Genomic DNA, 23,258 nt, shown 5'->3' with positions numbered 1-23,258 from the left:
AACCCTTCGCTCACACAAGGGATCCTGGAGAGTCCTCTGCCGCTTTCTCGTGCTCGGAGGCGTCTCACCCTGCCGCGGTCGCGGGAAGATCGGCTGGGAGCAGACGGTGTCCTGGCGGGAGTTTCCCGGTCAGTGCCGGTCGGGATGAGGGTGGGTTTGTAGGGTCTGTACAATCCTTGGCATGTCTCCTGCGCCGCAGCTTCCTCCAGCAGTTCATGTCTCCGAGGAAGCGCTCCAGGTCCTGAAGTCCCATTCGGGGACGCTCACGACGGCGGTCAACGCGCATCTGGAGTCCACACTCTCCTGGTACCGCCAGCTCTCCACCGATGAGCGCGCCTCGCTGCGGCTCATCGCCCAGCGCGGCATCCAAGGGCTGGCCCATTGGTTGGAGCACCCAGAGTCCCGCTCGCTGCCCCTGGTCAACGAGCTGCTGGGACCAGCGCCCACGGAGCTGATGCGCAGCATCTCGCTGCAGCGGGCGCTGCAGCTGATCCGCACCATCGTCGAGTCCGTGGAGCAGCACCTGCCCGGGCTGGTTCCGGAGCCGGACCAGCGCGTGATGCTGGAGGGGGTCCTGCGCTATTCCCGCGAGGTGGCCTTCGCCATCGCCGATGTCTATGCTCGTGCGGCCGAATCCCGCGGCGCCTGGGACTCCCGCCTCGAAGCTCTGCTGGTGGATGCCGTCCTGCGCGGGGAGCCGGAGGAGCAGATCACCTCCCGGGCCGCCGCCGTCGGGTGGAACAGCTCCACCTCAGTGGTCGTCGTCGTGGGGGCGGCCCCCGACCAGGCGGATGCCGTGTTCATGAGCCACCTGCGGCGCCAATGCGTGCGATTCGCCTCCGATGCCGTAGTCGGCGTCCAGGGCGATCGCCTGGTGCTCTTCCTCGGCGGAGTCACCGACCTGAAGGAGGGCTTCGAACGCATCCTCAGCCGCTTCGGATCCGGGCATGTGGTCTACAGCCGCACAGAGGGGACCATCGCTCAGGCGCATCGCTGCGCCCAGGCCGCCTATTCGGGCTACACAGCCGCCAATGCATGGACCGAGGCGCCACAGCCCGTGGCGGCCGAGGACCTGCTGCCGGAGCGGGCGCTGGCAGGCGACGCCACAGCCAAAGAGGTGCTGCGCAGCAGCATCTTCGCCCCCTTGGAGGAAGCCGGCAACGGGCTGCTCGAGACCGCGACCTCCTACATCAACGGAGGCCACTCCCTGGAGGCCACCGCGCGAGGCCTCTTCGTCCACCCCAACACCGTGCGCTACCGACTCCGGCGGATCTGCGACATCACCGGATGGGACCCCATGCTCCCCCGGGACGCCTACGTCCTCCAGACCGCCCTGGCAGTGGGTCGACTATTCTGAACGCGGTTGTAGGATTGCTACAAACGTCACGGAGCAGCTTGGTCGGCCCATGACCCGCTCCGAGCCCTCCCGATATGGAAAGTTGGAACTGTGCTAGCAATCGTATGTCCAGGACAGGGATCACAGACCCCCGGCTTCCTCTCCGCATGGCTGGAGCAGGGGGAATCGGCCGCGCGTCTGAGCAGCTACGCCGAGGCCTCCGGCATCGACCTGGAGACTCACGGCACCGTCTCCGATGAGGACACCATCCGGGACACCGCCGTGGCCCAGCCGCTGATCGTCGCGGCCTCGCTCCTCTCCGCCCGCGCACTGGGCGTCGCTGAGCTTCCCACCGATCAGGTGCTCTTCGCCGGGCACTCCGTGGGCGAAGTCCCTGCCTCGGCCCTGGCGGGGGTGCTCACCGATGAGCAGGCCCTGCAGCTGATCGCTGTCCGCGCAGCCGGCATGGCGGAGGCCGCCGCAGCCGAGCCCACCTCCATGGCGGCCGTGGTGGGCGGCGCGGAGGACGAGGTCCGCCAGACCATCGCCGATGCGGGCCTGACCGCCGCCAACGCCAACGGCCCCGGCCAGATCGTGGCCGCCGGCGCAGTCGAGCGCATCAAGGCTCTGGAGGAGAACGCCCCGGCCCGCGCCCGGGTCATCCCGCTGAGCGTGGCCGGCGCCTTCCACACCGAATGCATGGCCCCCGCTCAGGAGAAGCTGGCCGCCGCCGTGCAGGACCTCGAGCCCGCCGACGCCGCCCACACTCTGCTGTCCAACCGCGACGGCGAGGTCGTCGGCACCGGCCAACAGGTCCTTGACCGTCTGGTGGATCAGGTCACCCGCCCGGTGCGCTGGGACCTGTGCATGGAGGCGATGAAGGCCCAGGGCGTGACCGGTATCCTGGAGCTGCTGCCGGGCGGAACGCTCACCGGCCTCGCCAAGCGTGGCCTCAAGGGCGTGAAGTCCTTCGCAGTGAAGTCTCCTGAGGATCTCGACGCCGCCCGCGAGTTCATCGCCGAGCACACCGCCTGAGCGCCGACCCACCTTCAGCTTCAGGCGCCGAGCCCCCGACGCCGCCGTCCCCGACCAGCCAGGACAAGGACCGATCCGCCGTGACAGCCGTTCTGAACCAGCCCACCCCCGTCCAAGCCTCCCGCGTGATGGGACTGGGCGCCCACCGTCCCGACGTCATCGTCGACAACGAGCAGATCTGCCGGTGGATCGACTCCTCCGACGAGTGGATCCGCCAGCGCACCGGCATCGTCACCCGCCACCGCGCCCGGCCTGAGGTCTCAGTGGTCGACATGGCCGAAGGCGCCGCGCGCGAGGCCATCGAGCAGGCCGGTCTCACCGGCGCCGACGTCGACGCGGTCATCATGGCCACGGTCACCCACCCCTACCAGACGCCGGCAGCAGCGACCGACCTGGCGCACCGCCTGGGCGCTGAGGCCGCCATAGCCTATGACATCTCTGCAGCCTGCGCCGGCTACTGCTATGGCATGGGCCAGGCAGATGCACTGGTCCGCTCGGGCACCGCACGCCACGTGCTGGTGGTCGGCGTCGAGAAGCTCTCCGACTTCATCGACAACCATGAGCGCAGCATGTCCTTCCTGCTCGGCGACGGCGCCGGAGCCGCCGTCGTCGGTCCGTCCGAGGAGCCGGGCATCTCGCCGAGCATCATGGGATCCAACGGCGCCAAATGGGACGCCGTCTCGATGGACGCCTCACTGCTGCCGCTGCGCGACGCCTTGGCCGAGGCACGAACCACCCAGGATGCCTCTGCACTGTTGGACGCGGAGAACCGCCTGTGGCCGACGCTGCGCCAGGATGGTCCGACGGTCTTCCGCTGGGCCGTCTGGGAGATGGCCAAAGTCGCTCAGCAGGCTCTCGATGCCGCCGGCATCGGCGCCGATGACCTGGTGGCCTTCGTGCCGCACCAGGCGAACATCCGGATCATCGATGAGATGGTCAAGCAGCTGCAGCTCCCCGAGCATGTCGCTGTCGGCCGGGATATCGTCGACGCCGGCAACACCTCAGCTGCTTCGATCCCCCTGGCGATGCACCGGTTGGTCCAGGAGAAGCCCGAGCTCTCCGGCGGCCTCGCCCTGCAGATCGGCTTCGGCGCCGGGCTTGTCTACGGCGCTCAGGTGATCCGGATCCCCTGATCCGGGACCTGCCCCAGTTGTCCCTGTCCGTCCAAGTACACCCAACCCCGAAAGGAGCCCACCGTGGCTGATAAGAACGAGATCCTCGCCGGACTGGCCGAGATCGTCAACGAGGAGACCGGCCTGGAGACCGAGGAGGTCCAGCTGGACAAGTCCTTCACCGAGGACCTGGACATCGACTCCATCTCCATGATGACCATCGTGGTCAACGCTGAGGAGAAGTTCGACGTGAAGATCCCGGACGAAGAGGTCAAGAACCTCTCCACCGTGGGTGACGCCGTCGACTTCATCGCCAACGCCCAGGGCTGATGCGATGTGCGGGCGGGTTCTCTCCCGCCCGCACATCAGTTGCCACTTCATACGCTATCCAGAGGTAGATCCATGACTCGCCTTGTCATCACCGGCCTCGGCGCCACCACCCCCATCGGCGGCGACGTCCCCACCCTGTGGGAGAACGCGCTGGCCGGTACCCCCGGAGCCAAGACCCTTGAGCACGAGTGGGTGGAGAAGTACGAGCTTCCCGTCACCTTCGCCGCCGAAGTCAGCGTCGAGCCCGCTGAGGTGCTCGCACGCCCGGAGACCCGCCGCATGGACCGCTCGACCCAGCTGGGCATGGTCGCCGCGCGACAGGCCTGGGCAGACTCGGGCCTGGCCGAGACCGAGGTGGACGGCGAACGTCTGGCCGTCTCCTTCGCCACCGGCATCGGCGGTGTGTGGACACTGCTGGACGGTTGGGACACCCTCCGCGAGAAGGGCCCCCGGCGCGTCATGCCGATGACTGTACCCATGTTGATGCCCAACGGCGCGGCCGGGGCCATCAGCCTGGAGCTGGGGGCGAAGGCCGGTGCCCGCACCGCCGTCTCCGCCTGCGCCTCCGGCGTGGAGTCCCTGGATCTGGCCATCGAGCTGCTGCGCTCCGGCGAGGCCGATGTGGTCATGGCCGGCGGCACCGAGGGTGCCATCCACCCCTTCACGCTGGCCGCCTTCTCCTCCATGCAGGCACTCTCCAAGCGCAACGATGATCCGGCGGCGGCCTCCCGCCCCTACGACGTCGACCGTGACGGCTTCGTCATGGGTGAAGGTGCCGGCGCCCTGGTCATCGAGACGGAGGAGCACGCCAAGGCACGCGGTGCGCGGATCTACGCTGAGCTGGCGGGCTCCGGGGTCACCTCCGATGCCCACCACATCACGGCACCGGATCCGGAGGCGCTCGGCGCCACCCGCGCCCTGCGCAAAGCGCTGGAGTCCGCGGGCGCATCACCGGAGGAGGTCACGCACGTCAACGCGCATGCGACCTCCACCCCGGTGGGCGACAAGCCCGAGTACGGCGCGATGAAGGCCGCCTTCGGAGACCAGCTGGAGAACATCTGCGTCTCGGCCACCAAATCCCAGACCGGGCATCTGCTGGGCGCCGCCGGAGCGGTCGAATCGGTGCTGACGGTCAAGGCTCTGCACGACCGCAAAGCTCCGGTCACGATCAACCTGGACAACCAGGACCCGGACATGCCGCTGGATGTGGTCGCCGGAACTCCCCGCGAGCTCAGCTCCGGCGATCAGATGGCCGTGTGCAACTCCTTCGGCTTCGGCGGGCACAACGCTGTCGCCGCCTTCCGGACCTACTGAGGTCCGAGGCTCCCGAAGCACGCACAGAAGGGCCCGGTCGAGACGAACGGATCGTCTCGACCGGGCCCTTTTCGCACGTATGGGAAGCTGCCGCGTGGGAAGCGACCAGCCCGTGGAGGTGGGCTGTTCTCGCAGCAGGTCTTATGTGGTGGCTGGGACGATCAGCCCACCTGGTGCAGCCAACGCACCGGAGCGCCCTCAGCGGCATGGCGGAATGTCTCCAGCTCCTCGTCCCAGGCCTCGCCCAGTGCCAGAGAGATCTCCTGGTAGACCACTGTGGGGTCTCCTGCGCCCATCTCGTAGGCGTAGCGGATGCGGCCCTCGGAGACCACGATGTTGCCGTGGACGTCTGTGGTGGCATGGAAGATGCCGAGCTCGGGAGTGTGGGACCACCGGCTGCCGTCGCAGCCGGGAGAGGGATCTTCGGTGACCTCGAAGCGCAGATGGGAGAGGCTCCGCAGAGTGGAGGCCAGCGTGGCACCGATGCCCTGCGTGCCCTGCCAGGTCAGTTCGGCCCGGTACGATCCGGGCGCGGCAGGCTGGGGGTTCCACTCGAAATCCACGCGTGCGTCGACGACCGAGGACACTGCCCACTCGACATGGGGGCAGAGCGCGGCCGGCGCCGAATGGATGTGCAGGACACCCCGGGCCGTGTGATCAGACATATCCATCCTCCACAGTTGCTGTTGGTACGTCTTCCCCTACGACCGGCAGCAATGCATCTGTGGATGGCGGAATGTGTGATGATGAAGTTGTTCCGCGCTCATCTTAACAGAGTCGGCACAGATTGACACTCACCTTTCAGGCGCGTGGATGCGAGCGTCCGTAGGCTTCCCGCAGCCGGTCCACCGAGACGTGGGTATAGATCTGTGTGGTGGACAGCGAGGCGTGGCCCAGCAGCTCCTGGACGGTGCGCAGGTCCGCGCCGCCATCGAGCAGATGCGTGGCGGCACTGTGCCGGAGTGCATGGGGGCCCCGCGCCGCCGTCGTCCCCAATGCTTCGAGCTGCTCGTCGACGACCTTGCGCACCACGCGCACATCGATCCTGCGCCCGCGTCGGCCCAGGAACAGCGCGCGTCCGGACTCCTCACCTGCGAGCGCCGGCCGACCTTCCCCGAGCCACTGCTGGAGAGCCTGTTCCGCAGGCGCGCCGAAAGGCACCATCCGTTCCTTGCCTCCTTTGCCCAGAACGCGCACCATCCGGCGGTCCGAGGCGAAGGCGTCCAGGTCCAGCCCTGCGAGTTCGGAGACGCGCATCCCCGTGGCATAGAGCAGCTCGACCATCGCCTCATCACGCAGAGTGATCGCGTAGACAGCGGGGTCCTGGTCGCGAGTCTGCTCACCGGCCTGGCTGCGCTGATGCAGACGCTGGGTCAGTGTGTCCACGTGCTGCTCCTGGAGCACATCGGGCAGATGCGAGCTGCGTGAGGAGCTGCGCAGCCGGACCGCAGGGTCTTCGGGCAGGTGGCCCCTGCGGTGAGCCCAGGAGGAGAACGCTCTGACAGAGGCGATCTTTCGGTTCAGCGTGCTGCGGCTGAGTCCCCGCTCGTGCAGCTGCGCCAACCAGGCCCTGATCCGGCCCAGGCTGAGGTCCTCCAACGCACCCTGACTCTGGATCAGCTGTGCGAGATCGCTGCGATAGGAGCGGATGCTGTGCTCGGAGAGTCCCCGCTCATGGACCAGGTGGGAGACGAACTCCTCCAGCAGGGGGTCCTGCGCGGAGTCCTCCTGGGAGCGGTTCGAGGAGTGCATACCTCGATTGTTTCCTCCACACACCGCCGCGCGCCCTGCACGACACGCCCGCGCCTCCCCAGAACGGGGATTCCCCACCTGCGCTGCCTCGGCCTGAGGCGAAGCTGGTCAGGGACGAGAGGAGCACACTGATGCGGATCAAGGACAAGGTCGGGGCCCTGGGCGAGGCGCTTGCGGCGGAGCATCTGCGCGGACGCGGCCACGTCGTGCTGCACCAGAGGTGGCGCTGCCCCGCCGGCGAGCTGGACCTGGTCACCCGGCACCACGACACTCTGGTGGGCGTAGAGGTCAAGACCCGTCGGGGAACCGGGTTCGGGCACCCTCTGGAGGCGGTGGGCGCCCAGAAGCGGGAGCGCCTGTACCGGCTCCTGCTGGAGTATGCCGTCACCCACGAGCTGCTCGACGTTCCTCGGCGTCTGGATGTCATCGGTCTGGTCCTCTCCCCTGGTGGAGTCTGCCGGGAGCTCACCCATCTGCAGGACGTGCGCCCATGACGATGGGACGAGCAGCCGGAGTCGTACTGATGGGGACCCAGGGGCACATGATCGAGGTGGAGGCGGACATCAGTCAGACCCTGCCGGCCTTCGTGCTGCTGGGCCTGCCGGATGCGTCGTTGAAGGAGAGCCAGGACAGGATCCGCTCCGCAGCCAATAACGCTGGCCTGGCCCTGCCGCCGCGCAAGCTCACCATCAATCTGCTGCCCGCACCCCTGCGGAAGTCCGGTTCCTCACTGGACCTGGCGATCCTGATGAGCGCGTGGGCGGCAGACCGTCACGTCTCCGGCACCGGAGGCACTGTGTTCTTGGCTGAGCTGGGGTTGGACGGGCGACTTCGCCCGGTGCGCGGCGTGCTGCCGGCGGTGGCCGCGGCGGTGAGAGCAGGTTTCAGCCGTGTGGTGGTCTCCCGGGGCAATGCCGCCGAGGCGGCTCTTGTCCCGGGGGCCGAGGTCCTGGCGGGCGACCTTGTCATCGAGGTGGCCTACGCCTTCCGCAGCGATCAGTGGAAGGAGCTCCCGTCCGGGGCCCCTGATCCCCTGGACCGTCATTGGGGAGGCACCACGGTCCGAGCGAGTGCTCAGGGCACCTCGCCATCAGAGACTGACGCCCCAGAGGTGCCTGACCTCGCCGAGGTCCATGGCCAGCATGAGGCTCGGTTCGCCCTGGAGGCCGCCGCCGCGGGAGGGCATCATCTGCTGCTGGTGGGACCTCCCGGTGCCGGCAAGACCATGATGGCCGAACGGCTGCCCAGCATCCTGCCGCCTCTGGACGAGGAGGCCGCTATGGAGGTCACCGCCATCGCCTCGATCACCGCCAACGCCAAGACGGTGGCCTCCCTGCAGCGCACTCCCCCGTTCGAATCTCCACATCACAGTGCCAGCTCTGCCGCCATCGTGGGAGGCGGTGCCCGAGTGGCCGCGCCCGGGGCAGTGACCCGGGCCCACCGCGGGGTGCTCTTCCTGGATGAGGCGCCGGAACACTCGCGGCAGGTGCTGGACTCACTGCGTCAGCCCTTGGAGTCCGGCTGCGTCTCACTGCACCGCTCAGAAGGGTCGGTGACCTACCCGGCACGCTTTCAACTGGTCATGGCGGCCAACCCCTGCCTGTGTGGGATGAACACCGGCTCCGGGACGCTGTGCACCTGCACGGTCCTGCAGCGCAGGACCTACCTCTCACGGATCTCCGGCCCCCTGCTGGACCGCATCGACTGCCAGGTCCAGGTGGAACGGCCCCGTTCGGTCTCGCAGAGCCTGGAGTCCTCGGGCGAGTCCTCCGGCGCTGTGCTGCGACGGGTGATACACGCCCGCGCTGCGCAGCGGGAACGCCTCGCGCCCTGGGGCTTGGAGTTGAACAGTCAGGTCTCGCTGAAGCTGCTCTCCCACGGGCTGAGGCTTCCCCGGACCGCCACCGGCCGGTTGGACGAGGCCCTGGACCGAGCCGATCTGTCTCTGCGCGGCTATGTCCGGGTGCTGCGTCTGGCCTGGACGATCAGCGACATCAGCGGAGAGGACCGCCCCGGAGAAGAGCACATCGACGCCGCCGTCCAACTGCGCCAGCAGGTAGGTGGCCCGGCATGAACCGGCAGCCGATCAGCACAGGGACGCACGAGCACGGACACGATGAAGGGATCAGCGCTGTGGACACTCAGGAACACCTCCGGCAGGTCCGGGCCGAGCTGAGCCGGATCATCGAACCAGGCGACCTGCTGGCCGGCGTGGTCATAGACCATATGGGCTGCTTCGAGGCCCACGCGCTGATCCGCAGCGGCGAGTCTGCTCCGCAGCGCCTGGTGCAGTCGGTGACCGAGGCCGCAGAGGCCGCCGGCCTCAGCGGTCGCCAGCGCGATCTGCGCGAGGCGCTGGTGCGCTGGCGCACTCGGCAGGATCAGGCCGCCGGTGCCCGCGACCTTGCCACGCTGCGGCGACTCGGCGGCGGGATACTGGTCCCCGAGGACCCTCATTGGCCCACTGGCCTGAGGGACTTGGGGCCGGCCCAGCCCCTGGCACTGTGGTGGCGCCGGGACCGCTCGTCCCATCCCGTCGAGGCTCTGCCCGAACTGCACCGGACTGTGGCGGTGGTCGGCTCCCGAGAAATCACCGACTACGGCTCCCGGGTCACTGCGGAGATCTGCGAGACCTTGGCCGAGCGCCAGATGTGCCTGCTCTCCGGAGGCGCCTACGGGGTCGACGCCGCGGTGCACCGCGCGGCGCTGAGAGTCTGGGAGCGCCGCAGCGACCATCCAGATGCAGAGGAGCATTCGCTGATTCCGACGGTGGCCGTGCTCGCCGGGGGCCTGGACCGTCTCTATCCGGCTGGCAACGATTCCCTGCTCCGCGCAGCGGCGCAGGCGGGGTTGCTGCTCAGCGAGCTGGCCCCCGGATCTTCGCCGAGCAAACACCGGTTCCTTCAGCGGAACCGCATCATTGCGGCACTGGCCTCTGTGACTGTGGTGCCGGAGGCCCGATGGCGCAGCGGAGCGCAGAACACCGCGCATCATGCCCTCAGCCTGGGCAGACCGGTGGGTGCCGTACCTGGCAGCGTGTACTCCCCGCTCTCCGCAGGTTGCCACCGGCTGCTGCGCGAGACACCCACGGAGATGGTCCGCGACGCCGCCGATGTGGCGGAGCTGATCGCCTCCGGGACCGCGTCACCGGTCTCGGCGCCGCAGCCCCGCCAGCAGATGCTGGCCCTTCCCACCGGTGAGGGCGCCTCCGCACAGAAGCACCGGACGGAGACCAGCCGCCCGGAGGATTCCCTCGGGGAGGCGGACCGGCTGCTGCTGGATGCCTTGCCCAAGCGTCGTCTCAGCCCGCCGGGCAAACTCTCGGAAGTGGCGGGGCTGCCGATGCCTCAGGTCTTAGGCGGTCTCAGTCGGCTCCAGCGCCGAGGGCTGGCCCGGTCGGTGAACGGCCAGTGGGGCAAGACTCTGACCCGGCCGTCCTCATGAGGAGCGCCTGTCTGCGAGCCGCCTCGCCGCTGATCCAGCCAGTCTCAGCTCAGACGCCGAGGTTCCAGCTCCTGCGGTGGAAGCGCGTCACGCCGCGGGTCGTCAGGGCCTGTCGATGAGCCGCGGAGCCGTAGCCGCGGTTGGAGTGCCACCCGTACTCAGGGTGGTCCGCCGCCAGCTGCTCCATCAGGCGGTCCCGTTCGACCTTGGCGATTACACTGGCACAGGCCACGGTCAGGCAACGGACGTCAGCCTTGACCTCGCAGCGGACCCGATCAGAGGTGCCGCCGGTGAGCCAGTCGTGGGATCCGTCCAGGATGACCGCGTCCAACCGGGTGCCCAGCTGCTGCTCCACGGCGTTGAGTGCGGCGATCCCGGCGCTGCGCATGGCCGCGCCGATCCCGACGGCGTCGATCTCCTCTGCGTGGCGATGCTGGACGCTGAAGGCTGCGGCATGCTCACAGATGATCGGAGACCACCGGGTTCGGGCCTTGGCGGTCAGCAGCTTGGAGTCGCGGACCCCGTCCAGGTGGTCCACCACCCCGGTCTCTGCCGGGACCTGCTGCAGCAGCGGGTCCTGCATGTCGAAGACCGAGACTCCGATGCTCACCGGGCCGGCCAGGGCACCCCGTCCGACCTCGTCGACGCCGGCGATGTAGCGCGCGCCGGTGGCAGCTGCCAGGCGCAGCTCCGGCAGCAGTGTGGCGTTCTCAGGCATGGACCAGGGTCATCCGTCCTCGGCGTCGGTCTGATCTTCAGCCGGAGGCTCGTCGGGCACCTGTTCGAAGGGCTCCCGGTCGGATCCGCCGCCGGACCAGTTCTGCCAGGGCCAGATGACCGCCGCGGAACGACCGATGATGTCATCGACGGGCACAGCGCCCATATCCGGATCCTCGGTGTGGGCGCGGGAGTCGGCCGAGGCGCTGCGGTGATCACCGAGCAGCCAGACGGAGTCCTCGGGGACGGTCACGTCGAACTCTGCGGCGCTGGGAGCGTCTCCGGGGAAGAGATAGGGCTCATCGATGGGTTCGCCGTTGACCAGGATCCGCCCCTGATCGTCGCAGCACTCCACATGGTCGCCCTCCATGCCGACCACTCGCTTGACCACATAGTGAGAGGAGGTGTCGGGCATCAGGCCCACGAAGGTCATGGCGTCCTGGAAGGCGTTGGTCTCAGGTTCCGAGCCGCTGCCCCACCACTCTCGGGTGTCTTCGAAGACCACCACGTCGCCACGGTCGATGTCCATGACGCCGGGGGCCAGCAGATTGACCACGATCCGGTCATCCACCTGCAGCGTCTGCTCCATGGACTCAGAAGGGATGAAGAACGCGCGCAGAAAGAAGGTCTTCACCACGAAGGAGATGACGATGGCCAGCACGATCACGATGGCGCACTCCGTCACGAAGGACAGCAGCGGGCTGCGTTCCTTCAGAGTACGCCGCCGCCCAGAGGCCTCCCGGCGCTGCCGACGGGTCTGCGGCTCCTCGTCGCTCTCAGCCATCGATCTCTCCGTTCTCGAGCCGGCGACGGTCATCCCAAGGCCAGAAGACATCGGTGGCTCGTCCGATGATGCGATCTTCGCTGATCATACCCCCGCCGGGTGCTCCCAAGAGGGCACGGGAATCGATCGAGACCTCGCGGTGATCGCCCATCACCCACACCCTGCCCGGAGGGACCACAGACTCGAAGGAGGTCTCGGAGGCCGGCGTCTCCGCCGAGGGCGGGGTGGCCAGGTAAGGCTCCTCGGTGGGTTCACCGTTGACGGTCACCCGTCCCTGATCATCACAGCAGGCCACGGTGTCGCCTCCCACGGCGATCACCCGTTTGACATAGGTGTCCGGAGGGGAACCAATCCCGAACCAGTGGCCGATCTGCTCCAGCGTCTGAGCCATGACCCCGGACTGGCCCTCATAGGGAGCGAAGGAGCCGGTCCCGTCGAAGAGGATGAGGTCCCCACGCTGAGCCCCCTCCTCATGGGGGTACCCCTTCTCGACCAGGATCCGTTCCCCGTCGTCGAGGGTGGGGTACATCGAATCCTGGCTGACCGTGTAGACATCGATCACGAAGCTGCGCAGCAGCACGGTGGCCAGCAGGGCCAGAATCACGACGACGCCGAGCAGGTGACGCAGCTTCAGCCGCCGCCCAGCCGCACGGCAAGAGCCCCGGGCCGGAAGCTCGGAGGCTTCAGGCCCGGGGCTCTTCTGAGAGTTCATTCAGCGAATGATGTCAGCGCATGATGCGTCAGACGAGGCTCACGCCTCGGTGACTGCCTCGACGTCCTCACCCTGCTGACGGGCGATGGCGGACTCGCGCTTCTCGGGGATGCGAGCAGCCTTACCGTGACGGTCACGCATGTAGTACAGCTTGGCGCGACGCACGTCACCGCGGGCGGCGACCTCGATCTTCTCGATGATCGGGGTGTGCACCGGGAAGGTGCGCTCCACACCGACACCGAAGGAGACCTTGCGGACGGTGAAGGTCTCACCGATGCCGCGGCCCTGACGACCGATCACGTAGCCCTTGAACACCTGGACACGAGTGGTCTTACCCTCGACGATGTTCACGTGCACGTTGACGGTGTCGCCGGGGGCGAACTCCGGGATGTCGTCCCGCAGGCTGGCTGCGTCGACGAAGTCAAGCTTATGCATAGCTCTCTCCTCCAGGGATCTGCCACAGGTCAGCTCCCTGATGTCAGGGACCCGGGCCGCCTGCAGAAGCAGTGCGGCGCTGGTCTTCAGTCTTGGGAATCCGGGTTCGGCGGAGTGCCGGAGCCCGGGGCCTGACTGTTGACGCCTCTCCCCCATGGCAGAGCCGGCGCCCAGCAGGCACAGAGATCTATCCTACCTGGATTCACGCTCCTGCGCGACCACATAGCGCGCCCAGATGTCCGGACGACCCTTTCTGGTGCGCAGCTCCTGCTGCTCGCGTCGCCAGGCCGCAATCTTCCCATGGTCGCCCGAGAGCAGGACTTGGGGAATCTCGTGACCGCGCCACTGAGCCGGCTTGGTGTAGACGGGATACTCCAGCAGCCCGTCGCCGGCGTGGGACTCCTCATCCAGAGATTCGGGGTTGCCGATCACCCCGGGCACCAGACGAGTGATGGCCTCGACCATCACCACCACAGCGGCCTCTCCCCCGTTGAGCACATAGTCACCGATGCTCATCGGGCGGACCTCGAAGTGCTCCTGGGCCCATTCGGTGACCCGCTGGTCGATCCCTTCGAAGCGCCCCGCGGCGAAGACCAGATGCTGCCGGTGGGCGAGTTCCTCAGCGGCACGCTGCGTGAACAGCTCGCCCGATGGGGTGGGGATGATCAGCACGGGGCGCTCCTGCGCTCCCGATTCTGACGGGCCGGACTCCGACGGGCCGGACTCAGACAGGCCGGACTCAGACCGGTCGATCTCTCCCGCGCCGGGTCCTGCTGAGGAGTCCAGCACATGTTCCAGGGCTTGGGCGATGGGCTCAGGCTTCATGACCATCCCGGCGCCGCCGCCGGCGGGCGGGCTGTCCACGGTCCGATGCCGATCGGTGGTGAAGTCTCGGGGCTGGATGCGGTTGATCTCCAGCAGGCCGTCCTGCTGGGCTCGGCCGATCAGCGAGAGGTCCAGGACGTCGAAGAACTCAGGGAAGATAGAGAGGAGGTCGATGCGCACTGCGTCCTCCTCAGAAGAGTCCGTGAGGCGGGTCCAGACGGATGACCCCGGCCTCCACGTCGATCTCAGGGACGAGCTCCTCCACAAAGGGAACCAGGACCTCGTCGTGGTCAGCGGTCACGACCGCCAGGAGGTCCTGGGCCGGTCCGGTAATCAGTTCGCGGACGGTGCCGAGGGTCTCTCCTGCAGGATTGAGGCAGCGCAGGCCCTCAAGTTCGTGGCTGTACCACTCATCACCGTCGTCCTCGGGCTCTGCGGCCAGCTCCACGAAGAGCACAGAGCCGCGGAGGTTCTCGGCCGCCGTGCGGTCCCGGATCTCCTCGAAGCCCAGCAGGCAGATGTTCTTGTTCCAGCGCTGCGCGGCGACGGTCAGCACCCGGGTGCTGCGGTCGGCGGTGTCCTTGCCGGGCTCACGCAGCAGCACGGCGCCCGGAGCCAGCCGTCGGCCCGGGTCGTCGGTGAAAAGCTGAACGGTGACCTCGCCGCGGACGCCGTGAGGCTTGCCGACGCGAGCGACCCGCAGGCGGTCCATCTCGGAGGATGGCGCCTGCGGGTCGTCCGCGGATGGGTGATGTGTGGTCACAGCGGGTGACCGGTCAGCGGCGATCGGTGTCGACGACGTCGACCCGGACGTTCTCGCCTCCCGGCAGGGCGGTGACCACAGTGCGCAGTGCCTTGGCGGTGCGCCCGGCACGGCCGATCACGCGGCCGAGATCCTCAGGGTGCACACGCACCTGGAGGACGTCGTGGCGCCGACCGCTCCTGCGGCGGACGTCCACGTCATCCGGGGAGTCCACAATGCCGCGGACCAGATGTTCCAGGGCGTCGGTGAGCACTGCGTCAGCAACCATGATTACTCGGCCTTCTCCTCAGCGGCTTCCTCAGAAGCTGCCTCCTCTGCCGGAGCCTCTTCGGCCTGCTCAGCAGGAGCCTCGGACTTCTCGACGACGACCGAGCCCTTGGACGGAGCGACGTACTCCTCCTTGGCGGCCTTGGTCTTCAAGGAGCCCTCGGCGCCCTCGATGCCCTTGAACTTCTGCCAGTCGCCGGTCACCTTGAGCAGAGCCAGCACCTGCTCGGTCGGCTGAGCACCGACGGAGAGCCAGTACTGAGCGCGCTCCGACTCGATGTCGATGAGCGAGGGCTCCTCAGTGGGGTGGTACTTGCCGATCTGCTCGATCGCAGCACCGTCACGCTTGGCCTTGGAGTCCATGACGACGACGCGGTAGTGGGGTGCACGGATCTTGCCCATGCGCTTCAGACGAATCTTGACTGCCACTTGTGTGGTTACTCCTGTATGTCTTGGGGTGCGCCGGGGACCTGGTCTGCGTGGGGTATGCAAACAGCCAGCGTCCTGCGCCAGAACGTTGGTCAGCGTCGAGGGAGTAGAGGGTGCCCCGGACGCTGAGCAAAGTACGTACTGATTTTGTCATAAGTCGGAGCTGAGCGCGATTCCGACAGGCCCACCCGCGGTCGCGCTGCGCTCACGTCACTTCAGGTACTTCTCGAAGCCCTTCGGGAGGTTCAGGTTCGAGGGGTCGAAGTCCTGCGCGTCGCCTCCGAAGCTGGAGCCGTCCATCCGCTTCTCGGCGGCCTGGGCACGGCGCTGCTCGGCCTCGCGGGCCTGCTGCGCCGCCTTCGCCGGGTTTCCGGACTTGCCCTTCTTCTTCCCCTTGGACACCTGCTTGGCCTTCTTCTTGCCCCCGGGTGCGCCTCCGGGCATACCGCCCATCCCCGGCATTCCTGCTCCGCCTCCGGGCATGCCGGGCATCCCGCCGGGCATTCCGCCGCCGCCGGCCATCTTCTTCATCATCTTCTGAGCCTGGCCGAAGCGCTCCAGCAGCTGGTTCACCTCAGAGACGTGGACACCGGAGCCTTTGGCGATGCGGGCACGGCGGGACCCGTTGATGATCTTCGGCGCCACCCGCTCATGCGGGGTCATCGAGTTGATGATCGCCTCGATCCGGTCCACTGAGGAGTCGTCGAACTGGTCCAGCTGCTGGCGCATCCCCTGAGCGCCGGGCATCATGCCCAGCAGCTTCTTCATGGAGCCCATCTTCTTGAGCTGCTGCATCTGGGACCGGAAGTCCTCGAGGGTGAAGTCCTCCTGATCGGCGAACTTCTGGGCCATCTTGGCGGCCTCGGCCTTGTCCCAGCTCTGTTCGGCCTGCTCGATGAGCGAGAGCACATCGCCCATATCCAGGATGCGGCGGGCCATGCGGTCCGGGTGGAAGACCTCGAAGTCCTTCAGCCCCTCACCGGTGGAGGCATACATCACCGGCTTGCCGGTCACCTGCGCCACCGAGAGCGCAGCGCCGCCGCGGGCGTCGCCGTCGAGCTTGGTCAGCACCACACCGGTGAAGTCCACGCCCTCGTTGAAGGCCTGGGCGGTGTTGACCGCGTCCTGACCGATCATCGAATCGATGACGAAGAGCGTCTCGTGAGCCCCGACGGCGGCCTTGATGTCCGCAGCCTGGCGCATCAGCTCCTGGTCCACGCCCAGACGGCCGGCGGTGTCGATGATGACGATGTCGTGCAGCTTGGACCGCGCCTCGCTGACGGCGTCGCGGGCCACCTGGACCGGATCTCCGGTGGGCGTCTCTGCTTCAGAGCTGATGCCTGGGTGAGGAGCGAAGACGGGGACGCCGGCCCGCTCACCGCCGACCTGCAGCTGGTTGACGGCATTGGGGCGCTGGAGGTCGCAGGCAGCCAGGATCGGGGTGTGACCCTTGCCCTTCAGATGGGCGGCAAGCTTGCCTGCCAGGGTGGTCTTGCCGGCACCCTGCAGACCGGCCAGCATGATGACCGTCGGCGGGTTCTTGGCCAGGCGCAGCTCACGGGTGTCGCCGCCGAGGATGCCCACGAGCTCCTCGTTGACGATCTTGACGACCTGCTGTCCGGGATTCAGCGCCTCGGAGACCTCGGCACCCAGAGCGCGGGCCTTGATCTTGGCGATGAATTCGCGGACCACCGGCACGGCCACATCGGCGTCGAGCAGCGCGCGGCGGATCTCGCGTGCGGTGCCGTCGATGTCAGCCTCGCTGAGCCGGCCCTTGCCGCGGAGATTCTTGAACGTCGCTGTCAGGCGATCGGAGAGTGAGTTGAACACGTCGCGCTGTTTCCTCAGATTGTGGTCGGGATGATCCGGGAGGGTCACATGACCCTGTGAGTCTCAAGCGTCTAGAGTATCAATGTGCGATGGATCGACGGCAGCAGCTCCTCGTCGGAGGATGAGACACCCAGGCAGGACGCGCTCACAGCCGCTCTGCGCGGCTACTCCCACCTGATGGAGACCGTGGAGGAAGCCCACGGGGCGGCCGCCCGAGCACTGTCCGGGGCACGGGCGGAGCGGGGCGGGACTCCTGCGGCGTGGCAGGAGGTCGCCCAGGCCCACACGGAGCGGGCCCAGGCCTATGCCGAGCAGCGCACCTTCGCTGAGCAGATCAGCTCCTTCTCCAGCAAGGCCCTGAGCTCGCTGGATCCGGAGGACTTCCGTTCGCTCAGCGTCCACCAGCAGCTCTCCCCCGCCGTGCAGACCCCCACCCGCCTGGTGGGCGAGGCGCTCGAATCGGGCCAGGATCTGCCGGCCGGCCGGCCGGGCATCTCGCATCCGCCGCTGGAGCTCCGCATCGGCGTCATCGGCGACGACGCCGGCTGGAAGCGCTTCGCAGGCCAGGCTGAGCTGCTCCGGGTCACCCCGGAGAACTGGCGGAGAGTCCACGGACTGGACCTGCTGCTGATCACCGCTCCCTTCGCCGACGCCGAGGGCTGGGGTCAGGCAGGTTCCCTCCACCCGGCGCTTGTCGAGGAAGTGCTGCCTGCCTTCCGCCGCGCGGCTGTGCCCACGATCTTCAGCGCCCTGGCGGAGCCGGCGGCCTTCGAGCACTTCGCCGATCTGGCAGCGGCCTGTGACCGCATCGCCACTCCGCGCGCCGAATCGGTGCAGGCCTACCGCTCCCGCTGCCCGCAGACCCAGAGCGTGGAGGTGCTGCCGGCCTCGGTGAACCCGCTGACCCACACGCCCATCGACAGCCGCCCCGCCGCTTCGGACCTCGTCCTGCTGGCCGGCTCTCCTGCTGAACCGATCTCCGGGCACGTGGCCGAGTATGCCCAGCCGCTCATCACCGGCCTGGCCGCGGCCCAACGCCCCGCCGCATTCTTCGCAGAGCACGGCACGCTGGACATCCCCGCAGACCAGGCGCTGTCCACCTTCCGGCAGCTCCCCATCCAGTCCGAGGCGCAGAATGCGCCAGAGGCACAGCGCGAGTCAGGGGCACAGCGCGAGTCAGGCGCGCAGGATGCCCTCGCGCCCCTGCTGCGCAGCGTGGACATCGCCGCTGCGGTGAGCCCGGATCCTGCCTCCCAGACCTCCGTGGAGCAGCGGGTGTTGGATCTGCAGGCCTGCGGCACCATGGTCCTGTCCACCTACAGCCAGGGTATGAACTCCTACTACCCGCAGGTCTACATCGCCAACGACGCCGATGACGTCGCCAAGACGCTGGACACCCTGACCCTGGAGGAGCTGCGCCGCGTCCAGAACGACGGGCTGCGCAAAGTCTTCCGCGACAACCACGCCCGCGATGCGCTGGGCCGACTCTGCGCAGCGGCCGGGCTGCAGGTCGATCAGCCCGAAGAGCGCGTCGTGGCAGTGGCCGAGCAGATCACCGATGCCCTGCGCGGGGCCATGGAGGCCCAGACGATCCCGGTGGAGCTGCTCAGCTGGGAGGAGCTCGCCGAGGACCCCGAGCAGGAGCAGATCACTATGCTGCTGCCGGTCTCGGCCCACCTGCACTATTCGCCCAACTACGCCCTGGATCAGCTGACCACCTTCGCCTATCAGGACGCCGCTGTGGTCACCAAGCTGCTCGGCACGGCCGAGCAGACGGACCACCTGGCCCACCGCCACCACAGCGGCAGCTCCTCCGAAGTCTTCGCACTGGAGCGCAGCGCCTGGTGGAGGCCTGGTCGGGACCTGCTGGAGTCGGCGTCGCGGCTTCGGGAGGCCGCTCAGGACGCCGTGATCTATGCCGGCGACCACATCGGAGTCCGCCGCGCACCTGCTGCCGCACCGAAGCGAGTGCGACGCAGCTTCGACGAGGTCATCTTCGGAGGAGCGGCTCAGAAGGCCACTCTGCCCCCACCACCCTCGGGAGCCCGGGGCAGGCGCGCCGGCCCGGGCTCGGCTGCGGCGGAGGTCCCCGCCGGCGCCGGACGGCGGACCCCGGCCGAGCTGACCGAGGGCGAGGACATGGAGGCGGCGGGCGAACGCTTCAGCCGCACGGCCGAACGTCTGGGCCTCGAACTGGCCGTGGTGGTGCCGATCTACAACAACGGTGACCACCTGCGGCACAAGGCCTTCGCCTCGCTGCGCCGTTCCGGCATGTTCGAGCGGATGCACGTGCTGCTCATCAACGACGGCTCAACCGACGCCGGGACCACTGAGACCATCGAGGAGCTGGCCGCGGCCTGGCCGAACGTCTCAGCCTTCCATCATGCCCGGGGCGGCTCCGGCTCGGCCTCCCGCCCCCGGAACACGGGCCTGGCCCTGACCCGCACGCCCTACGTGACCTACCTGGACCCCGATGATGAGGAGCTGGCCGAGGGCTACTCCGAGCTTCTGGAGAAGCTGAAGTCCGCACCGGAGGCGAACTTCGCCCTGGGCACGATGGCCGTCTGGACCAACCGGCTGCTGGTGCAGGACTACCACGAGTGGTTCTCCCAGGAGATCGAACAGCGCGACGGGCTGTTCCGTCCCACCAAGGACTCGCTGGTGAAGATCCGGTTCCGCCCGGCCAGCATCGAGGCCATGGTCGCCCGGACCGACTGGCTCCAGTCCCTGGGCCTGGAGCAACCGGTGGGGGCAGTCGGGCAGGACACGTTCTTCTTCCAGCAGCTGCTCTACCACACTGAGGCCTATGTCCCGGTGTTCCGCCCGGTCTACACCTACTACGGCGCGGTGGAGACCTCGATCGTCAACGTGGTCTCCCCGAACTATTTCCGCAAATACCTGGGCCTGGAGCAGGCCCGTGCCGCGTGGTTGGACGAGATCGGTCTCAAACAGGAATACCTGGAGACCCGTTTCGAGCGCTTCTTCATCACCTGGTACCTGAGGAAGCTCAATCAGGTCCCTGAGGCCCAGCGCGCTGAGGCCGCCGAGGTCCTCCATGAGATCGCCGCCCTGTACGGGGATCACCGGTGGAAGGACCTCGAAGCCAGACGCTTCTTCAAGCGTCGCCCCCGTCAACAGCTGAACGACCCACTGAAGGATGCCTAAATGACGTCACAGTCTGAGCAGGATGTCATCGTCGCGCTGCTGGAGCAGCAGGAGGCGATGCTGAGTGAGCTGCGGTGGGCCTATGCCCAGCTCGAGCGCCTCCAGGACTCCGACATCGCCGAGCTCAAGCAGCGGGTCGCTGAGCTGGAGGAAGGCATGGCCAAGGCCGAGAGCAGCCAGCTGATCCCAGACCTGGGCTTCGCCGCGAAGACCAAGCGCCGTGTGGAGTTCACGCTGCAGCATCCGGACCGCGCTGCCCGCGTGGCTCGCCAGAAGCTGAGCCGTGTCGCCAAGAAGGCCGGAATCTCGCGCTCATGACAGCACGCACGACTCAGCTGACCCGCAGCCTGGACCACGTCCGGCAGCTGCTGCAGAACCCGTCGGCCGATGAGGTGGCGCGGGCGGGGCTGCTCGGCCCGCTGCGCTCGGCACCCTTCCTGCGCACAGTGCAGCAGAATCACGAGGCCGACGCCGGCGAGCACCACAGTCCGGGAGAGCACCACAGTCCGGGAGAGCTCGGCCCGGCCGTACCCCGGCTCGATCTGCGGGTCGCTGTGCTGGCAGATGAGACGCTGAGCGAGCATCTCCAGGGCCTCTGCGAGGTCATCTCGTGGGATCCCGAAGAGAGGCTCAGCGAGCAGGCTGATCTGGTGGTCCTCTCCCCCGTCGCCGCGGCCGCCTTCGGCGAGGGAGTGCCTGAGTCGCTGCTGCCTGCCGGAACCCCGGTGGTCTTCTGGGACTACAGCTTCGAGGATCCCTCGGAACATGTCTTGACCGTCGCTCGGCAGGCCGGGACAGTCGCCGCCGCCTCCGAGGAGCAGGTCCGACGCTATGAGGAGCAGCTGACCGGAGAAGCCGTCAGCTTCGGCGGCTCACGTCCGCCGCAGGTGCACCTGCTGCCCTCGGCGGTGAACCCGTTGCAGCACTCCCCCATCGGCTCCCGCACAGCCGCCGGCACTGCCGCCGCACACACCGTCACCTTCGCCGATGCGTGGATGCCCCGGCGTCCTCATCAGGCCGGTGATCACCTGCAGTGGATCCTCGACGCCGTCATCGAGGCCGAACTCCCGTTGGTCCTGGCCGCCGACGGCTCGCACGCACAGGGCACAGCCGCCGACGGGACAGATCCCCTGGCGGATCTGCCCATCCGGCACCGCCCCTATGTGACCTCCCCGCGCACCGCTGAGGAGACGGCCGCGGCGGACCGGCGCGCCGACGTCGGGATCACGCTGAACCCGGTTGCCGATTCCCAGTCCGCCGTCGCCCCACGGGTCCTGCAGATGCTGGCCTCAGGCACGATGGTGCTGGCCAGCTACAACCAGGGCGTGAACTCCTATCTGCCTGAGGTGCACCTGGCCAACTCGCAGCAGGACGTGGCGGATGCGCTGCGCAGCCTCACCCTGGAGGAGATGCGCCGGGTCCAGGCCGACGGCCTGCGCAAGGTCTTCCTCGACCATCACGCAGCTGCGCAGCTGCGCTCGCTGTGCCGTGCCGCAGGTCTGAACGTCCAGGAGCTGGCCGAGCCTCGGGTGCTCGCCGTGACCGATCAGGTCACTGATGCGCTGCACGAGGCCCTGTCGGTTCAGCAGAGCCACCCGGTCCAGGACCTCGTCACCTGGGATCAGCTCCAGGACTATGGCCGAGACTCTGCAGACAGCCACTACGACGTGCTGCTCCCCGTCTCCGCCGAACGCCACTACTCGCCGAGCTATGTGGCCGATCATCTGGCCGCCTTCACATATCAGTCCGCCAAGATCACGGCAAAGCTCGACGCCGACGCACCCGCCGCTGACGCTCAGGCACACCGCCATCACGAGGGCTTCGCCGCGCTGGATGTGCCCCTGGAGCTGACCGCCTGGTGGAGACCCACGGCCCCGCAGCTCACCGCGGAGGCGCTGCGCACTGCGGCGCAGAGCACCCGGATCTACGCGCTGGATCATCTGGAGCATCGCCGTGCCGCGGACCGGCGGCCTGTCGGCGTCAAGGATGCCGCCGCCGCACGCGGACCGCAGGATGCCGAGCTGGAGCTGACCGTTGTGGTCCCGGTCTACAACAACGGGGCACATCTGCGGCATAAGGCCTTCGCCTCACTGCGCCGCTCCAGCATCTTCTCCCGGATGCACATCCTGCTGGTGGACGACGGCTCCACCGATCCTCTGACGGTGGCCACCGTGGAGGAGCTGGCGGCCGAGTGGCCCAACGTGACCGCCTATCGTCACGCCCCCGGCGGATCCGGGTCAGCCTCCCGGCCGCGGAACACGGGCCTGGAGCTGACCGAGACCCCCTATGTGACGTACCTGGATCCCGATAATGAGATGGTCGAGGACGGTTTCGCTCGGCTGCTGCAGGAGCTGGAGGAGCACCCGGAGATCGACTTCGCCGTGGGTGGGATGACCATCTGGTCCACCGGCCTGCGCATGCAGGACTATCACCAGGTGCTGATGGACGCGTTCGCCGACTGTGTGGATGCCTCCGGGACCATCGACGTCCCAGAGGACGCGCTGGCACGGCTTCGCTTCCGGCCCTTCGGCATCCAGACCCTGGCGGCGCGCACCGGATGGCTGCAGTCCCTGGGCCTGGCCCAGCCGGTGGGGGCGGTGGGTCAGGACACCTACTTCTTCCAGCAGATGCTGCACTACGCGCAGAAGATCCGGACGGTGGACACACCGATCCACACCTATTACGCCGTGGTCAGCAACTCCACGGTCAACACGATCAACGCCCGCTACTTCGACAAGTATCGAGCGCTGGACGAGGCACGTTCCCAGTGGCTGCGCGAGGTCGGACTGCTCCAGACCTACAACGAGACGCGGCTGGAGCGCTTCACCGAGCAGTGGCACCTGCCCAAGCTGCGGCGTGTGCCGGAGGACCAATGGTTGGAGGCTGCGGAGAATCTCGCGGCCCTGCTGAACTGCTATGGCCCACGGACCTGGAAGAGCACCCGCATCCAGGACTTCTTCGCCCAGCTGGAGGTCGCCCGCAATAAGGAGCGGATGAGGGGCTGACGC

Annotated in this window: 22 protein-coding genes; 11 read left to right on the top strand and 11 right to left on the bottom strand. The window is 67.9% G+C overall.

All coding sequences use genetic code 11. The annotated features are described in order from the left end of the window. Positions 1-181 precede the first annotated feature (181 nt). The 5 genes from JOF45_RS04805 to fabF all read left to right on the top strand — a co-directional run bounded on the left by JOF45_RS04805 (position 182) and on the right by fabF (position 5,127). The gene (locus JOF45_RS04805) at positions 182-1,357 is read left to right on the top strand and encodes a PucR family transcriptional regulator (RefSeq protein ID WP_210048230.1); all 1,176 of its coding nucleotides are present in this window, start codon (positions 182-184) and stop codon (positions 1,355-1,357) included. Between the two features lie 90 nt (positions 1,358-1,447). Next, positions 1,448-2,371 (top strand): ACP S-malonyltransferase, encoded by a 924-nt coding sequence (locus JOF45_RS04800; RefSeq protein WP_210048229.1) that lies wholly within the window; start codon positions 1,448-1,450, stop codon positions 2,369-2,371. A 128-nt stretch (positions 2,372-2,499) separates the two neighbouring features. Next, positions 2,500-3,504, top strand: coding sequence for a beta-ketoacyl-ACP synthase III (locus tag JOF45_RS04795; protein ID WP_210051310.1), 1,005 nt, complete (start codon positions 2,500-2,502; stop codon positions 3,502-3,504). A gap of 63 nt (positions 3,505-3,567) precedes the next feature. Then, positions 3,568-3,813 carry an acyl carrier protein gene (locus tag JOF45_RS04790; protein ID WP_188684226.1) on the top strand — a complete coding sequence of 82 codons (246 nt, stop codon included), beginning with the start codon at positions 3,568-3,570 and terminating at the stop codon, positions 3,811-3,813. 72 nt (positions 3,814-3,885) lie between these two features. Further along, positions 3,886-5,127: a beta-ketoacyl-ACP synthase II gene (gene fabF, locus JOF45_RS04785; protein ID WP_210048228.1), complete on the top strand. Its 1,242-nt coding sequence runs from the start codon at positions 3,886-3,888 to the stop codon at positions 5,125-5,127. A gap of 161 nt (positions 5,128-5,288) precedes the next feature. Here the strand turns inward: fabF and JOF45_RS04780 are convergent, their stop codons facing one another. After that, positions 5,289-5,792, bottom strand: a complete 504-nt coding sequence (locus tag JOF45_RS04780; protein WP_210048227.1) for a DUF3145 domain-containing protein — start codon at positions 5,790-5,792, stop codon at positions 5,289-5,291. A 136-nt stretch (positions 5,793-5,928) separates the two neighbouring features. Continuing rightward, positions 5,929-6,879 carry a tyrosine recombinase XerC gene (locus JOF45_RS04775; protein WP_210048226.1) on the bottom strand — a complete coding sequence of 317 codons (951 nt, stop codon included), beginning with the start codon at positions 6,877-6,879 and terminating at the stop codon, positions 5,929-5,931. 131 nt (positions 6,880-7,010) lie between these two features. Between JOF45_RS04775 and JOF45_RS04770 the strand changes: the two genes are divergently transcribed. The 3 genes from JOF45_RS04770 to JOF45_RS04760 are packed head-to-tail and all read left to right on the top strand — an operon-like array spanning position 7,011 to position 10,323. After that, entirely contained in the window at positions 7,011-7,373 is a 363-nt protein-coding gene (locus tag JOF45_RS04770) for a YraN family protein (RefSeq protein WP_210048225.1), read from the top strand. Beyond that, the gene (locus JOF45_RS04765) at positions 7,370-8,953 is read left to right on the top strand and encodes a YifB family Mg chelatase-like AAA ATPase (protein ID WP_210048224.1); all 1,584 of its coding nucleotides are present in this window, start codon (positions 7,370-7,372) and stop codon (positions 8,951-8,953) included. Before JOF45_RS04770 ends, JOF45_RS04765 begins: the two co-directional genes overlap by 4 nt. Continuing rightward, positions 8,950-10,323 carry a DNA-processing protein DprA gene (locus tag JOF45_RS04760; RefSeq protein WP_210048223.1) on the top strand — a complete coding sequence of 458 codons (1,374 nt, stop codon included), beginning with the start codon at positions 8,950-8,952 and terminating at the stop codon, positions 10,321-10,323. The genes JOF45_RS04765 and JOF45_RS04760 overlap by 4 nt, the downstream gene beginning before the upstream one ends. Positions 10,324-10,372: 49 nt before the next feature. On the opposite strand, the gene JOF45_RS04755 is transcribed toward JOF45_RS04760, so the two are convergent. From JOF45_RS04755 to ffh, 9 genes are all read right to left on the bottom strand, one after another. Next, the gene (locus JOF45_RS04755) at positions 10,373-11,041 is read right to left on the bottom strand and encodes a ribonuclease HII (protein ID WP_210048221.1); all 669 of its coding nucleotides are present in this window, start codon (positions 11,039-11,041) and stop codon (positions 10,373-10,375) included. A gap of 9 nt (positions 11,042-11,050) precedes the next feature. Next, the gene (gene lepB / locus JOF45_RS04750) at positions 11,051-11,824 is read right to left on the bottom strand and encodes a signal peptidase I (protein ID WP_245324134.1); all 774 of its coding nucleotides are present in this window, start codon (positions 11,822-11,824) and stop codon (positions 11,051-11,053) included. Further along, positions 11,817-12,536 (bottom strand): signal peptidase I, encoded by a 720-nt coding sequence (gene lepB, locus JOF45_RS04745; protein WP_210048218.1) that lies wholly within the window; start codon positions 12,534-12,536, stop codon positions 11,817-11,819. Before lepB (JOF45_RS04745) ends, lepB (JOF45_RS04750) begins: the two co-directional genes overlap by 8 nt. Before the next feature lie 39 nt (positions 12,537-12,575). Further along, positions 12,576-12,971, bottom strand: a complete 396-nt coding sequence (gene rplS, locus JOF45_RS04740; RefSeq protein WP_210048216.1) for a 50S ribosomal protein L19 — start codon at positions 12,969-12,971, stop codon at positions 12,576-12,578. Between the two features lie 192 nt (positions 12,972-13,163). Further along, positions 13,164-13,976 (bottom strand): tRNA (guanosine(37)-N1)-methyltransferase TrmD, encoded by an 813-nt coding sequence (trmD, locus tag JOF45_RS04735; protein ID WP_210048214.1) that lies wholly within the window; start codon positions 13,974-13,976, stop codon positions 13,164-13,166. Between the two features lie 10 nt (positions 13,977-13,986). Further along, positions 13,987-14,559, bottom strand: coding sequence for a ribosome maturation factor RimM (gene rimM / locus JOF45_RS04730; RefSeq protein ID WP_342591389.1), 573 nt, complete (start codon positions 14,557-14,559; stop codon positions 13,987-13,989). A gap of 13 nt (positions 14,560-14,572) precedes the next feature. Further along, the gene (locus JOF45_RS04725) at positions 14,573-14,812 is read right to left on the bottom strand and encodes an RNA-binding protein (protein WP_210051307.1); all 240 of its coding nucleotides are present in this window, start codon (positions 14,810-14,812) and stop codon (positions 14,573-14,575) included. A gap of 17 nt (positions 14,813-14,829) precedes the next feature. Continuing rightward, positions 14,830-15,255 (bottom strand): 30S ribosomal protein S16, encoded by a 426-nt coding sequence (rpsP, locus tag JOF45_RS04720; protein ID WP_210048212.1) that lies wholly within the window; start codon positions 15,253-15,255, stop codon positions 14,830-14,832. Between the two features lie 210 nt (positions 15,256-15,465). Further along, a complete protein-coding gene (gene ffh, locus JOF45_RS04715) occupies positions 15,466-17,085 on the bottom strand; it encodes a signal recognition particle protein (RefSeq protein WP_210048210.1) in 1,620 nt (539 codons plus the stop codon). Between the two features lie 84 nt (positions 17,086-17,169). Here ffh and JOF45_RS13605 point away from each other — a divergent pair, with 84 nt between their 5' ends. The 3 genes from JOF45_RS13605 to JOF45_RS04700 are packed head-to-tail and all read left to right on the top strand — an operon-like array spanning position 17,170 to position 23,255. Next, a complete protein-coding gene (locus JOF45_RS13605; RefSeq protein WP_210048208.1) occupies positions 17,170-20,250 on the top strand; it encodes a glycosyltransferase in 3,081 nt (1,026 codons plus the stop codon). Then, a complete protein-coding gene (locus tag JOF45_RS04705; RefSeq protein ID WP_210048206.1) occupies positions 20,251-20,568 on the top strand; it encodes a hypothetical protein in 318 nt (105 codons plus the stop codon). It abuts the gene before it with no gap. Further along, positions 20,565-23,255 carry a glycosyltransferase gene (locus JOF45_RS04700; RefSeq protein WP_210048204.1) on the top strand — a complete coding sequence of 897 codons (2,691 nt, stop codon included), beginning with the start codon at positions 20,565-20,567 and terminating at the stop codon, positions 23,253-23,255. Before JOF45_RS04705 ends, JOF45_RS04700 begins: the two co-directional genes overlap by 4 nt. The last annotated feature ends 3 nt before the right edge of the window (positions 23,256-23,258 follow it).

Source organism: Nesterenkonia lacusekhoensis (assembly GCF_017876395.1).
GTDB lineage: Bacteria > Actinomycetota > Actinomycetes > Actinomycetales > Micrococcaceae > Nesterenkonia > Nesterenkonia lacusekhoensis.
The sequence above is the reverse complement of the archived record's forward strand: the minus strand, read 5'-3'. Positions and strand labels throughout refer to the sequence as shown.